The 14,403-nt window shown below is 67.0% G+C and carries 9 protein-coding genes and 1 pseudogene; 3 read left to right on the top strand and 7 right to left on the bottom strand.

Features of this window, described 5'->3' with window-relative positions; all coding sequences use genetic code 11:
- Positions 1–560: pseudogene (locus tag BDIM_RS18270) on the top strand (AarF/ABC1/UbiB kinase family protein); the annotation flags it as partial.
- Between the two features lie 6 nt (positions 561–566).
- On the opposite strand, the gene BDIM_RS02060 reads toward BDIM_RS18270, so the two are convergent.
- From BDIM_RS02060 to BDIM_RS02035, 6 genes are all read right to left on the bottom strand, one after another.
- On the bottom strand, positions 567–755 hold the full coding sequence (locus tag BDIM_RS02060; RefSeq protein ID WP_003163904.1) for a hypothetical protein: 189 nt from the start codon (positions 753–755) through the stop codon (positions 567–569).
- Between the two features lie 35 nt (positions 756–790).
- The gene (locus BDIM_RS02055; protein ID WP_003163903.1) at positions 791–1,954 is read right to left on the bottom strand and encodes an acyl-CoA dehydrogenase family protein; all 1,164 of its coding nucleotides are present in this window, start codon (positions 1,952–1,954) and stop codon (positions 791–793) included.
- Between the two features lie 101 nt (positions 1,955–2,055).
- Complete coding sequence (locus tag BDIM_RS02050; RefSeq protein WP_003163902.1) at positions 2,056–3,837, bottom strand: acyl-CoA dehydrogenase C-terminal domain-containing protein; 1,782 nt, start codon at positions 3,835–3,837, stop codon at positions 2,056–2,058.
- Between the two features lie 4 nt (positions 3,838–3,841).
- Entirely contained in the window at positions 3,842–4,330 is a 489-nt protein-coding gene (locus BDIM_RS02045; RefSeq protein WP_003163901.1) for a MerR family transcriptional regulator, read from the bottom strand.
- A gap of 203 nt (positions 4,331–4,533) precedes the next feature.
- A complete protein-coding gene (locus BDIM_RS02040; protein ID WP_003163900.1) occupies positions 4,534–4,947 on the bottom strand; it encodes a DoxX family protein in 414 nt (137 codons plus the stop codon).
- Positions 4,948–5,209: 262 nt separating this feature from the next.
- Positions 5,210–6,661 (bottom strand): protein adenylyltransferase SelO family protein, encoded by a 1,452-nt coding sequence (locus BDIM_RS02035; protein ID WP_003163899.1) that lies wholly within the window; start codon positions 6,659–6,661, stop codon positions 5,210–5,212.
- Positions 6,662–6,883: 222 nt separating this feature from the next.
- Between BDIM_RS02035 and nhaA the strand changes: the two genes are divergently transcribed.
- Positions 6,884–8,095 (top strand): Na+/H+ antiporter NhaA, encoded by a 1,212-nt coding sequence (nhaA, locus tag BDIM_RS02030; protein ID WP_003163898.1) that lies wholly within the window; start codon positions 6,884–6,886, stop codon positions 8,093–8,095.
- A gap of 231 nt (positions 8,096–8,326) precedes the next feature.
- Complete coding sequence (locus BDIM_RS02025) at positions 8,327–10,978, top strand: TonB-dependent receptor (RefSeq protein WP_003163897.1); 2,652 nt, start codon at positions 8,327–8,329, stop codon at positions 10,976–10,978.
- A gap of 286 nt (positions 10,979–11,264) precedes the next feature.
- Here BDIM_RS02025 and BDIM_RS02020 read toward each other — a convergent pair whose 3' ends face one another.
- Positions 11,265–14,354 carry an efflux RND transporter permease subunit gene (locus BDIM_RS02020; protein WP_003163896.1) on the bottom strand — a complete coding sequence of 1,030 codons (3,090 nt, stop codon included), beginning with the start codon at positions 14,352–14,354 and terminating at the stop codon, positions 11,265–11,267.
- Positions 14,355–14,403: the final 49 nt, after the last annotated feature.

Below are 14,403 nucleotides of genomic sequence, written 5' to 3'. Positions count from 1 at the left end.
TCCAGTCGCTGGCCGCCGGCGACGGCGCCCGCATGGCCGAGGTGCTGGCCGACTGGACCGAGGGGACGGACGTCTCGCGCGCCAGCCTGACCGCCGGGGCCGAGCGGCTGATCGCCCGCCACGGTCAGGGCGCGGTCGATCTGCCCGCCATCGTCGCCGATCTGATGGGGCTGATGCGGCAGGAACGGGTGGCGGCGCCGCCCGATCTGGTGCTGATCCTCAAGGCGTTGGTGACGATCGAGGGGGTGTTGTCGCGCGTCGATCCCGACTTCGACCTGGTCAAGACGATGAAGGGCGCCTGGAGCCGCGCCCTCTTCTCCAGCCGCAGCCCCGAGGCCCTGCGCAACCGCCTGATCGGCGCCCTGTTGGACCTGTCGGCGGCCAGCGACGACCTGCCCCGCCTGATCCGCGCCGCCTCGCGCGGCCTGACGGCCGACCCGGTCGTCAACGCAGCGTCGGACAAGGAAACCGCCCGGTCGATCGTCTCGGCCGGGCGGTGGATCGCCGCTTCGATTGTGCTCGCCGGCGCCCTGGTCGCGGGCGCCCTGCTGCTGCGCTGACGGGCCTCAGCGCGTCGCGTCCAGCCGTTCCTCGATCAGATCGCGGGCGATTTTCAAGGCGGCGATGCGGCGGACGAGAAGGGTGTGCTGCGCCGCGCCGGGGGCCAGCTTCAGGACCGCCTTCTCGCATTTGGCGATCAGGGATTCGACGGCGCGCAGCGCTTCTGACAGGTCCGTCTCGCTATGGGCGGCCATCCGTCCCTGATCTCCCTTGGCGCCGCACGGCGCCCTTAAAGCGTCCGCGCGATCAGCAGCTTCATGATCTCGTTCGTCCCGCCGTAGATGCGCTGGACGCGGGCGTCCTTGTACAGCTGGGCGATCGGGTATTCGGTCATATAGCCGTAGCCGCCGAAGAGCTGCAGCATCTCGTCGATGGTCTCGCCCTGGATGTCCGTCACCCAGTATTTGGCCATGGAGGCCGTGGCGGCGTCCAGCTGCCCCTTCAGGTGCAGGCCGATGCAGTGGTCGACGAAGACCTTGGCCACGGTCAGCTTGGTCTTGATCTCGGCCAGTTTGAACTGGGTGTTCTGGAAGTCGATGACGCGCTTGCCGAAGGCCTTGCGCTCCTTGACGTAGGCCAGCGTCGCCTCCAGCCCGCGCTCGGCGGCGGCCACGCCCTGAACGGCGATGTTCAGTCGCTCCTGCGGCAACTGCTGCATCAGCTGGACGAAGCCCTGACCCTCAGTGTCGCCGATGACGTTCTCCAGCGGCACCTTCACATCGTTGAAGAACAGCTCGGAGGTGTCGTTCGCCTCCATGCCGATCTTGTGCAGGTTGCGGCCGCGCTCGAAGCCTTCGGCCCCGTCGGTTTCGAGACAGATCAGGCTGGTGCCCTTGGCGCCCTCGGCCGGGTCGGTCTTGGCGACGACGATGATGAAATTGGCCAGCTGGCCGTTGGTGATGAAGGTCTTGGAGCCGTTCAGGACATAGTGGTCGCCTTGTTTGACGGCGGTGGTCTTGACCCCTTGCAGGTCTGAACCCGCGCCCGGCTCGGTCATGGCGATGGCGCCGACCAGTTCGCCCGACTGCAGGCGCGGCAGCCAGCGCGCCTTCTGCTCGGCCGTGCCGTAGTGCCAGATGTAGGGCATGACGATGGCGTTGTGCAGGCTGATGCCGAAGTGGTCCGCGCCCTTCCAGCCCAGTTGGCGCATCAGCACGACTTCGTGCCGGTAATCGCCGCCGAAGCCGCCGTCCTCTTCCGGCAGCGACAGGCCCAGCAGGCCCGCTTCGCCCGCCGCGTTCCACAGCCCGCGCGGCACCGAGGAGGCGGCGATCCACTGCTGGAACTTCTCTGGCGGGGCGTGTTCGTCGATCCACTTGGCGACGGAGTCGGAGAAGAGGACGATCTCCTCTTCGCGCATGAAGTCGGGATCGGGGCTGCCTAGGACGTTCATAGGGTTGTTTCCTGCTGACGCGGGCGGTCTGCGCCGCCCTTCTGCGATAAAGAAAGGGCCTCCCCCGCTGCGGCGAGAGAGGCCCCTGGATCAGAAGCGGATTAGAACGCCTCTGCGGGCATTTGCATCAGCACCTCGGCGCCGGACTTCAGCTTCTTCAGGTGCGCCCCGGCGTCGGGCAGGATGCGCTCGACGAAGTAGCGGCCGGTCATCAGCTTGTTGGCGTAGTAGGGATCGGCGTCCCCGGCCGCGATCTTCTCTTGCGCCGCCTTGGCCATCTGCGCCCACAGGAAGGCGTAGGCCGTCAGGCCGAAGATATGCAGATAGTCGGTTGAGGCGGCCGCCGCATTGTCCGGGTTGGCCATGCCGTTCTGCATTAGCCACATGGTGGCCTCCTGCAGCTTCTTCTTGGCGTCGGCCAGGCCCTCGACGAAGGGCTTGATCGCCTCGTCGTCGCCGTTCTCGCTGACGAAGGCGTCAATGTCGGCGAACCAGCTCATGATGGCGCGGCCGCCGTTGGCGGGCAGCTTGCGGCCGACCAGATCCAGCGCCTGAATGCCGTTGGTGCCTTCATAGATCATGGTGATCCGCGCATCGCGCAGATACTGCGAGGCCGGGAAGTGCTCGGTGTAGCCCGAGCCGCCGTGAACCTGCATCGCCAGAGAGGCGACGTGGAAGCCCTTGTCGGTCAGATAGGCCTTCAGCACGGGCGTGATCAGGCCCATGTAGTCCTTGGCCTTGGTGGCGACGGCTTCATCGGCGGCCTTCTGCAGGTCGGCCTGCAGCGCAGTCCACAGGATGAAGGCGCGGCCGCCTTCGACGAAGGCCTTGGCTTCCAGCAGCATGCGGCGCACGTCCGGGTGGACCATGATCGGGTCGGCCGGGCCGTCCGGGTTCTTCGGTCCCGTCAGGCTGCGGCCCTGCAGGCGGTCGTTGGCGAACTCGACGGCGGCCTGATAGGCGGCGTCGCCGATGGCCAGGCCCTGCAGGCCGGTGCCCAAGCGCGCCTCGTTCATGACCACGAACATGTTGTTCATGCCGCGGCCTTCTTCGCCGATCAGCCAGCCCTTGGCGTTCTCATAGGCCATGACGCAGGTGGCGTTGCCGTGGATGCCCATCTTGTGCTCGAGGCCCGCGCAGGACACGCCGTTGCGCTCGCCCAGCGAACCGTCCTCATTCACCAGGAACTTCGGCACCACGAAGAGCGACAGGCCCTTGATGCCCGGAACCGCGCCTTCGACGCGGGCCAGCACCGTGTGGATGATGTTGTCGGCGAAGTCGTGCTCGCCCGCCGAGATCCAGATCTTCTGGCCGGTGATCGAATAGGAGCCGTCGTCGTTCTTGACCGCCTTGGTGCGGACCATGCCCAGGTCGGTGCCGCACTGCGGCTCGGTCAGGTTCATGGTGCCGGTCCATTCGCCCGACGCCATCTTCGGCAGGTACTTCTGCTTGATCTCGTCCGAGGCGCTGGCCTCGATGCCGTGGAAGGCGCCGCTGGTCAGGCCCGGATACATGGAGAAGGCGGCGCTGGCGGCGGCGGTGAACTGGCCCACCGCGCTCGACACGACCGAGGGCATCCCCTGACCGCCGAACTCGGTGCTGAAGCCCAGCGAGGGCCAGCCGGCCTCGACCATCTGGTGATAGGCTTCCTTCCAGCCCTTGGGCGTCGTCACCACGTCGCCCTCGATGTGACAGCCTTCCAGATCGCCGGGACGGTTGATCGGGGCGATGACCTCTTCGGCGAACTTGCCGCCTTCCTCGACGATCTGGTCGATCAGGTCGCGCGACAGGTCGGCGTCGGGCAGCTGGTTGCCGTAGTTCTCGACCTTCAGAACGTCATGCAGGACGAAGGACAGGTCGCGGACGGGCGCCTTGTAGCTCATGGGATCAGGCTCTCGCTTTGAAGGTCAGGAAGTGATCGTCGGGGTCGTTGAGACGCTCGCTCAGCAGGCTGGCGTAGGCCTCTGCGCCCGGCAGAAGGTCGGGACGGTGTTCCGTCAGCTTGGACTCCATCCAGGCGCAGGCGGCCTCGGCCGTCTCGATGGCGCCTTCGATGTCTTCGAGCTGCTGCTTCAGCGCCTGAATGCGGGCGCGATGGCGCGGCAGGGCGATGGCCATCTGATGGACGTTGTGGTCCTTCTGGTCATACAGATCCAGCATCTCCTGGATCTCGACCAGGGTGAAGCCGATGCGCCGGCCGCGCATGATCAGCTTCAGCCGGGCGCGGTCGCGCGGACCGTAGACCCGCGTCTGACCCTTGCGCGACGGCGTCAGCAGGCCCTTGTCTTCATAGAAGCGCAGCGCGCGCGCGGTCGCGCCGAACTCGCGGCACAGCTGCCGGATGGAATAGGTGCGATGTTCGTCAGCAATCGGCATGACGACTTCATAACTTGACGCGGACGTAAAGGGAAGCTTTTCGCGCGCCGGGCTACGAAGTTGTGAACGAGCGGGCGAGAGGGCGTCGGCGGACAAAAAGAAAAGGCCGCGACCGGGGACGGGTCGCGGCCTCTGTATTTGCGGGCCCTCAGGGGGGGGAGGGGGAGAAGCGGACCCGCAAAACCTTTAAGCGATGCGGCGGCTCAGCGGCGGCGCAGCCACAGCACCGGCGCCGTGACGGCGATGAGGAAGACGTTGGTCAGGCTCAGGCCCAGGTCCAGGCCGAAGGCGTGCACGCCCAGGGCGATGCTCTCCAGGATCAGCAGGCCCGCCGCTGCGGTCAGAAGCAGGGGGCGGCCGAAGCGCCACGAGACCAGCGGCGCCAGAACCATGGCGGCCAGGATGATCTCGGCGACGCCCAGACCGCGCACGAAGGCCTCGCCGGCCGCGGCGGGCCACTGCATCAGGACGATCAGATTCTCCATCGGTTCGGACAGCTTGGCGTAGCCGGCGGCGATGAAGAACATGGCGATCCAGCCCTGGAAGGTCCAAAGCGCGATGTTCAGGTAGTCGGCGCGGGCGCGCGCCTGATGATTGGTCAAGGTGGTCGTCGTCATGGCCGTAACCGTTAATTCGCAACAGACACAAGATCAGTTGCAGGGTTCCGATTTGCAAGCGGCTGAAACAATCTGTGATCACGGTCGGAGAACGACGTGGCGACAGCAGGGCCGAAACCACAATTCCTCGTAACCCAACCGGGATCATCCGCCTCTACGCCCGGGCGGATTTCGAGTCAACGCTCGATGACATCAATTGATGACTTAAGGGCGCGACTTCACAATATTCGCCCATTCTCGCGTGCGCGGGGATGGCGAGGCGTCAAAGACGCCAGGCCGCCTTCGCCGTCTCCAGTCGGGCCAGCTTGGCCTGCAGCGGGGCCCAGTCGTCGGCCGTATCGATGGCGCTCCACAGGGCCTCGACCTCGTCGATCAGCATCTCTTCCGGCTCGGGGGCGGCGAACATCGGATGCTCCAGCCGCTCGGGCCGGTCCGGCTCATGCTCCATCAGGGCGAAGCGGAAGGCGTCGAAGGTCTCGCCCTGATAGGTCTTGCCGCGCACCCCGCCCAGCGCCCGCGCCGCCGAGCTGAAGCCGCCGAACCAGTCGAAGAAGAGCGGCTCCCAGCGCAGGGCCTCCTTCTTCTCGCGCGCCAGCGCCAGGGTCGCGTCCAGCAGCCGCTGGTCCGCCGCCTCGCCCAGGCTCTGCACGCCCAGCCGGTTCAGGAAGGCCGTCCGCAGATGGCGGATGTAGGCCGGGCCGAAGGCGTTCAGCGCCGCCGCCAGCGGTTCGGGCTCGGCGATCAGCTTCAGGCAGCCCGCCAGCTGGGTCAGGTTCCAGAACACCGCCTCGGGCTGGCGCGCGAAGGCGTAGAGGCCGTTCTGGTCGAAATAGGCGGCGGTGAAGCCCGGCTCATAGTGGGGCAGGAAGCGCCACGGGCCGTAGTCGAAGCTCTCGCCCGTGACGTTCAGATTGTCGGTGTTCAGCACCCCGTGGACGAAGCCTGCCGCGATCCACTTCGCCGTCAGCGCCGCCGAGGCTTCGACCACCGCCGCCAGAAAGCCCGCCGCGTCGCCCGGCGCGACCGCCGGATGATACAGGCTGCGGGCGTGCTCCATCAGCGCCTCGATCTGATCCTTGCGCCCATAGTATGCCGCGCGCTGGAACGTCCCGAACCGGATGTGGCTGTGCGACAGCCGCACCATGACGGCCGACCGCGTCGGCGACGGCTCGTCATGTCGCTCAAGGTCTTCGCCCGTCTCGATCAGCGACAGGATGCGGCAGGTCGGCACGCCCAGGCTGTCCAGCATGGCCGCCGCCAGCGCCTCGCGCGCGCCGCCCTTCAGCGTCAGCCGCCCGTCCGCATGACGCGACCACGGCGTCTGGCCCGAGCCTTTGGTTCCCAGGTCGAGAAGGCGGGGATTTTGAGTGTCCCTATCGCCTCCCTCGCGGAGGGAGGCTGCTTGAGGGACTTCCCGCATCTGCGCCGCCAGGAAGCCGCGCCCGTCGCCGATCTCGGGGTTGTAAACGCGGAACTGATGACCGTGATAGCGCATGGCCACGGGGGCGGGCTGGCCGGGCAGGGGTTCGAACCGGCCGAAATGGGCGATCCATTCGGCGTCGCTCAGCGTCTCCAGCCCGACCTGCGCCGCCGCGCGGTCGTTGCGCAGGCGCAGGATCGTCTGCGGGAAATCGGCCGCCTGCACGGGGTCGCCGTAGTCGGCGCCCAGGTCGAAGAAGCGGGGTTCGGGGCGATAGGCGGGGGAGACGGGCATGGGCGGCAGATGCGCCTTCGCCGCGCATTTCGCAACTGCGAGCCCGATCTGGCCGATCAGGCTTGAACCTTCGTCGCCGATCCGTATTTTCTCCCGCAGACATCAGGTCTCGCGTGAACCGATCCCGAGGCCAGGCCGGCGCCGCCTTGCGCGCGAATCCGGTCCGGCGTCCGTCGATAACCTGACGCCACGACAGACCATCTCATTGTTTCGGAGACCTTCGTGGCCAGAAAATTCACGCTCGCCTTTCTCAAGACCGAGGCCGGTTCCGGGGCCGTCCTGGGCCTCGCCGCCGTCGCAGCCCTGATCGTCGCCAACTCGCCCCTGTCGGCCGACTATTTCGCCTGGCTCAAGAGCGTCCACACCGTCCAGATCGGCCCGCTGCGGCTCGAAGAGACGGTCTCCGACTGGATCAAGGAAGGTCTGATGGCGATCTTCTTCCTCGTCGTCGGCCTGGAGATCAAATACGAGATCCTCAAGGGCGAACTGAGCAATCCCAAGAAGCTGGCCCTGCCCATCCTGGCCGCCCTGGGCGGCATGGCGATTCCGGGCCTGGTCTACCTGGGCGTGGTCGGGGCGCTGGGCGGACCCACGCAGGGCTGGCCCATTCCCCTGGCCACCGACATCGCCTTCGCCCTGGCCGTCTTCGCCGTGGTCGGGCGCAGTCTGCCGTCCTCCCTGCGCGTCTTCCTCTTGACCCTGGCCATCGTCGACGACCTGGGCGCCATCGCCCTGATCGCCATTCTGTTCAGCCAGGGGGTGCAGTGGGTTCCGCTGCTGGCGGCGCTGGGCGTCATCGCCGTCTTCGCCGTCCTGGGGCGTCGCCGCATGGCGGCCGCCTTCTGGGTGCTGGGCTTCGGCGCCGTCTGGTACCTGACGGTGCAGTCGGGGCTGTCGACCTCCCTGACCGCCGTGGCCTTCGCCCTGATCGTGCCGGTCGATCCGCGCCGCGAGACCTCGCAGAGCCCGCTCAAGGACGCCATGCACGACCTGCACCCCTATGTGGCCTATCTGGTTCTGCCCCTGTTCGCCTTCGCCAAGGCGGGCGTCTCCTTCGCCGGCCTGTCGCTGGAGCAGGCCTTCGCCCCGCTGGTCATCGCCATCGCGCTGGGCCTCTTCATCGGCAAGCAGATCGGCGTCTTCGGCGTCGCCTGGCTGGCGGTGAAGCTGGGCCTGGGCGACAAGCCGTCGGGCGCGGGCTGGATGCAGCTCTACGGCGTCAGCCTGCTGTGCGGCATCGGTTTCACCATGAGCCTCTTCATCGGCGTCCTGGCCTTCCCCGGCGCGGTGGACTCACCCGAGCAGATCGAGGTCAAGCTGGGCGTCATCGGCGGGTCGCTGCTGTCGGCTGTCATGGCGGCGACGATTCTGGCGCTCGCCGAGGCCGGGCGAAAGAAAAGACGCGATGCTAAATCAGTCGCTTCGGCTACCTGAACGACGATAACATTGACCTAACGTCAGTATATTTGTCTCTTTATCGCCACAGGTGAGGCGGGCTTGGGTGAAATTATCGTTCTCCAAGTGGCCTCTCCTTGTCGGTGACTCGACCATGGACTACCCCTTTTGAATGAGAATTCGCGTCGTTCAATGAGCGCGGGTCATCAGGGACAGGAATCGCGCACGGCCGCGAATGCGGTCGGGCCCATAGAGTCGGGGAGCCGCCTTATGCGTTTGAACCACATCCTCCGCTGCACCGCTTCGGTCGCCGTCGTCGGCGTCGCAGCCTTCGGTCTTGTCGGCGCCGCCGCCGCTCAGGACGGACCGACCACGGTCGACGACATCATCGTCACCGCCCAGAAGCGCGAACAGAGCCTGCAGGACGTGCCGATCGTGGTGACGACCCTGTCGCAGGAGGCGCTGGACGGCGCCGGGGTCCGCGACATCAAGGATCTGCAGATCCTGACGCCGGGCATGACCGTCACCTCGACCCAGTCGGAAACCGCCACCACCGCCCGCATCCGCGGCGTCGGCACCGTCGGCGACAACCCCGGCCTGGAGAGCTCGGTCGGCGTGGTCATCGACGGCGTCTACCGCTCGCGCAACGGCGTCGGCTTCGGCGACCTGGGCGAGCTGAGCCGCATCGAGGTGCTGAAGGGGCCGCAGGGCACCCTGTTCGGCAAGAACACCTCGGCCGGCGTCATCAACATCATCACCGAGGCGCCGTCCTTCACGCCGGGCTTCAGCGCCGAGGCCACCTACGGCAACTTCAACGCCTGGGGCCTGGCCGGGTCGATCACCGGCCCGATCACCGATCAGATCGCCGGCCGCCTCTATGTGGCCAAGCGTCAGCGTGACGGCTTCTACGACGTCGTCACCGGCCCCGGCCCGCGTCAGGAGCAGGACGACCAGAACCAGGACTTCTGGACCGCGCGCGGCCAACTGCTGATCCTGCCTTCTGACGACGTGTCGATCCGCCTGATCGCCGATTACTCCAAGCGCGACGAATACTGCTGCGTCTCGACCCAGGTCCGCACCGGCCAGACCTATCCGATTATCCAAGCCGTCGGCGGCCAGCAGGCCGCCCCGGCGCCGGGCTTCGGCGAACTGCCCTTCTCGCGCAAGGCCTACGCCAACCGCGGCACCGGGCAGGAAATGGAGGACATGGGCCTCTCCGTCGAGGCCAACATCGACATTCCGTCGTGGAACGCCACCTTCACTTCGCTGACCTCGTGGCGGAACTGGTCGGGCGTCAACGGCATGGACCTCGACTACACCACCGCCGACCTGCTCTATCGCGTGGACGACGGCGGCTACGGCTTCGAGCTGGAGAACCTGACCCAGGAGTTCCGCCTGGCGGGCGCCACCGACCGCCTGGACTGGCTGGTCGGCGCCTTCATGACGCGCGAGAACATCGATCGCGCCGACAGCTACTGGTACGGCGCGGGCTACACGCCCTTCCTGTCGCTGCTGATCTCCAGCCAGTTGAACGCCGGCTCGGGCGGCGCCATTCCGATCCGTCCCGGCATCATCGGCTGCCTGACCCGTCCGAGCACGACGGCGCAGTTCCTGGCGGGCTGCCTGGTGCAGGGCGGCAGCGCGACCACCGGCCCGACGGCGCCTAGCGGCCCCGGCTTCGGCGTCGGCCACGGCGTGCAGGACCACTACAGCCAGACGACGGAATCTTTCGCCCTCTTCACCAACAACACCTGGCGCGTCACCGACAAATTCGATCTGACCCTGGGCCTACGCTACACCCTGGACGACAAACGCCTGCTGGGCGTTCAGGACAACCTGGGAACCAACGGCGCGGCCTGCGGCGGCGCCCTGGGCAACATCGGCGCCATGACCGGCGCCCTGATGGGCGCGGGCCTGAACCAAGCGACTGCTCAGGCCACCGCCGGTCGTCTGGCCGCCAACATCTGCCTGCCTTGGGCCAATCCGCAGTTCGACAACCGTCGAATCTCGGAAAGCCACGACAACGGCGAGCTGAGCGGCACCATTAAGGGCAGCTATCGCTTCAACGACAGCGTGATGGCCTACGCCTCCTACGCGCGCGGCTACAAGTCGTTCGGCTACAATATGGACCGGGTGCAGGGGCCGACCGCGGCCAACCCGCTGCCGATCACGCCGAACAACTCCTTGCTGTTCCCGTCGGAGACCGTCGACAGCTATGAAATCGGGCTGAAGAACACCCTGTTCAACCGTTCGGTGCTGTTCAACATCACCTACTTCAATCAGAAGTTCGAGGACTTCCAACTCAACACCTTCCTGGGCACGGCCTTCGTGGTCGAATCCATTCCTGAGCTGACCTCGGAAGGCGTCGACGCCGACTTCGTCTGGTTCACGCCGGTCGAGGGCCTGTCGCTGTCGGGCGGCGTGACCTACACCGATACCAAGTACGGCGACTTCACCGCCGCCGACCTGACCAACCCCGGCAACTTCCCGCAGCTGTCCCTGCTGCCGGGCGCCCGCGCCTCGTTCGCGCCGGAATGGTCGGCGACGGCCTCCGTGGCCTTCGACCGTTCGATCGGCGCGGGGCTGAAGCTGGGTATGAACCTGTCGGCAAAATACTCGACCGAGTTCAACACCGGCTCCGACCTGCTGCCCTACAAGATGCAGGACGCCATGACCCTGCTGAACGGCCGCATCACCCTGGGCGCGGAAGACGAGAACTGGGCGCTGGACATCTGGGGCCAGAACCTGACGGACGAAGAGTATATGCAGGTGGCCATCAACGCTCCGCTGCAGGGCTCGGCCTTCCAGACCACGGTCCAGCCGAACGGCACGTACTACAGCCCGGCCGGCGACACCCAGACCTACAACGCCTTCATGGGCCAGCCGCGCACCTACGGCATGACCCTGCGCGTCCGCTACTGATCCAGCAGGGCGTCTGAGAGTCTGAGGGCGGGGCGGAGCAATCCGGCCCGCCCTTTGCTTTTGGCGGGACCGCGTGGGACGGAGGGCCCAATCCCGCTCACCCCGGCTGACGCCGGGGGCCAGTGTTTTGGCCTCAGAACGTCTCCATAATCAGGCAGGGTCGGCGACGGGCTGACGGGATCCCGGCGTCCGCTGGATGAGCGGCTATCGAACGCGACCGCCATACGAAAAAGCCCCCGGCCGCATGACCGGGGGCTTTTCCTCATTCAACCGCGAGCCGGCCGCCTCACTCCGCCGGGGTGTGGTTTTCCCCCGCCAGTCTCCGCTGCCCGGCGAACATCCGGTTCAGCATGCGCCGCCCGAAGCCGGCGATGTCGTCGATGATGGTGAACACCGCCGGGATGTAGAGCAGCGACAGGAAGGTCGAGGAGATCAGCCCCCCGACCACGGCCACGGCCATGGGCGAACGGAACTCCACGTCGGCGCCCCAGCCGATGGCGATGGGCACCATGCCCGCCCCCATGGCGAAGGTGGTCATCAGGATCGGCCGCGCCCGCTTGTGGGCGGCGTCCATGATGGCGGCGAAGCGGCTCAGCCCGCTCTTCTCGGCCATGATGATGTAGTCGACCAGCAGGATGGAGTTCTTGGCCGCGATCCCCATCAGCATCAGCACCCCGATCAGGGCCGACATGGAGAAGCTCTTGCCCGAGATCACCAGGGCGATGAAGGCCCCCCCGATGGCCAGGGGCAGGGCCGCCATGATGGTGATCGGATAGGCGAAGCTTTTGAACAGCAGGGTCAGCACCGCATACATCAGCAGGATGCCGGACAGGAAGGCGATGCCGAAGCCCACCAGCATCTCCTGGATGAACTCGGCGTCCCCGGCGGGCACTTGGCGCACGCCCGTCGGCAGGTTCTTCACCGAGGGCAGCTTGTTGACCGCCTGACCCGCCGCGCCGGTGGTGATGCCGTCCAGCTCGGCCGAGATGGAGGCGATGCGCGAGCGGTCCTGACGGCTGACCGTGGCCGGACCGGCGCCGAACTCGATGTCGGCCACGGCGCTCAGCGGCACGGCGGCCCCCGAGGCGGTCGGCACGCGCAGCGTCTCCAGCACGTTCAGATCCTCGCGCGCGGCCTCGGTCAGCTGCAGGCGAATGGGGATCTGGCGGTCGCCCAGATTGTACTTCGGCAGGTTCTGGTCGATGTCGCCGATGGTGGCGACGCGCACGGCCTGGGAGATGGCCCCCGCCGAGACGCCCAGCAGCGCCGCCTCATCCGGGCGCGGCGTGACCAGGATTTCCGGCCGGGCGATGGCGGCGGTGTTGACGATATTGGCCAGGCCCGGCACCCCGCGCATCTCCTCCTCGACCTTGCGGGCTGCGGCTTCCAGCACGACGGGATCGTCGCCCAGGATGGAGAAGGTGTAGCTGGTGCCGTCGCCCGGTCCGCCGCCCTGCTGGGCGATGCCGGCGCGGATGCGGGCGCCGGGGATTTGCTTCATCTCATCGACCATGACGCGGGCGAAGGCCTGCTGGCTCAGCTCGCGCTTACTCTTGGGCACCATGTCGGCGTAGACATTGGCCTGGTTCACCGACTGCCCGCCGATGGCGGCGTAGACCGAGGTGACCTCGGGCCGGGCGTTCAGCTTCTGCGTCACCTGCTGCACCACGACATCGGTCTGATGCAGGGTGGAGCCGGGCGGCAGTTCGATCTGGAAGGCTGCGCGGCCCTCGTCGGCGGGCGACATGAACTCGAACGACATCTTGGCCGCGATCGACAGGCCGATGGAGCCGAACAGGAAGGCGCCGCCCATGATGAAGACGATCCAGCGGTGGCGCAGGCACCACTTCAGCGAGCGCAGATAGCCCCCCATCCAGAAGGGATCCTTGTCCTCATGGTGGGTGTGCTTGAGCATGTAGGCCGCCATCAGCGGCGTCAGCAGACGCGCAACCACCAGAGAGAAGAAGACGCTGATGCAGGCGGCCAGGGCGAAGGCCTTGAAGAACTGGCCGATGATGCCGGGCATGAAGCCGACGGGCGCGAACACGGCGATGATGGTGCCGGTCGTCGCCACGACGGCCAGGCCGATCTCGTCGGCGGCCTCGAAGGCGGCGTCATAGGGCGGTTTGCCGTCGCGCATGTGGCGGACGATGTTCTCGATCTCCACGATGGCGTCGTCGACCAGGATGCCGATCGTCAGCGACAGCGCCAGCAGCGTCACCACGTTCAGCGACTGGTCCATCGGCCCCAGGATGGCGAAGGTCGGGATCAGCGACATCGGCATGGCCGTCGCCGCGATCAGGGTCGCCCGCCAGTCGCGCAGGAAGATCCACACCACGATGACCGCCAGGACCGCGCCCAGGATCAACGCCTCCAGCGAGGCGAGGTAGGATTCCTCAATGTACTTCACGCTCGAGGTGACCTGTTCGATGGTCAGTTCGGGATGGGCCTCGTCGATCTTCTCGACCTCGGCGCGGACCTTTTCGGAGACCTTGACCTCGCTGGCCTCGCGCGAGCGCAGGAAGTTGAAGGTCACGGCCTCCTGGCCGTTGTAGCGGGCCAGGCGGCGCGGTTCGCTCCACTTGTCGACCACCGCGCCCAGGTCGCCCAGGCGTACGTTCTTGCCGTCGCCGACCGGCACCAGGGTCTCGCGCAACTGCTCGACCGAACCGGCGGCGCCCAGGGTGCGCACGGCGCGCTCGGACCCGGCGATGGTGACGCGACCGCCCGGCAGGTTGTTGTTCACGTTGGTCAGGGCCTGGCTGACCTGGGCCGCCGTCACGCCGTAGGCGCTGAGCCGCTGCGGGTCCAGTTCGACGCGGATCTCGCGGTCCACCCCGCCGGAGCGGTTGACCTCGCCGACGCCGCCCAGCGCCAGCAGGGCGCGGCTCATCTCATTGTCGATGAACCAGCTGATCTGCTCGGGCGTCATGGTTTCCGAGCGCACGACATAGGTGATCAGGGCGTCGCCGGTGATGTCGATGCGCTGGACCGTCGGCTCCTGCATGTCCTGGGGCAGGCTGGCGCGCACCCCGCTCATGGCGTTGCGGACGTCGTTGGTGGCGCGCTCGGTGTCGGTGCCCAGTTCGAACTCGATGGTGGTCGAAGACACCCCGTCCGAGACGTTGGAATAGATGTGGCGCACGCCGGACAGGCCGGCGATCGAATCCTCGATCACGCGCGTGACCTGCACCTCCATCTCGGTCGGGGCGGCGCCGGGGCGCGCGGCCGTGACCGCGACTAGGGGAAAGTCGATGTCGGGGTTGTTGTTGATCCGCATCCCGGCGAAGCCGGTCACGCCGCCCAGCGTCAGCAGCAGGAACAGCAGGATGATGGGGATGGGGTTCTTGATCGCCCAGGCGGAAAGCTGATTCATGGCCGGGCCTTATTTCTTGGCGGGCGCTTGGGCGGCGGGGGCGGCGGCC

The sequence above is a fragment of the Brevundimonas diminuta ATCC 11568 genome (assembly GCF_000204035.1).
Taxonomy (GTDB): Bacteria; Pseudomonadota; Alphaproteobacteria; order Caulobacterales; family Caulobacteraceae; genus Brevundimonas; species Brevundimonas diminuta.
The sequence above is the reverse complement of the archived record's forward strand: the minus strand, read 5'-3'. Positions and strand labels throughout refer to the sequence as shown.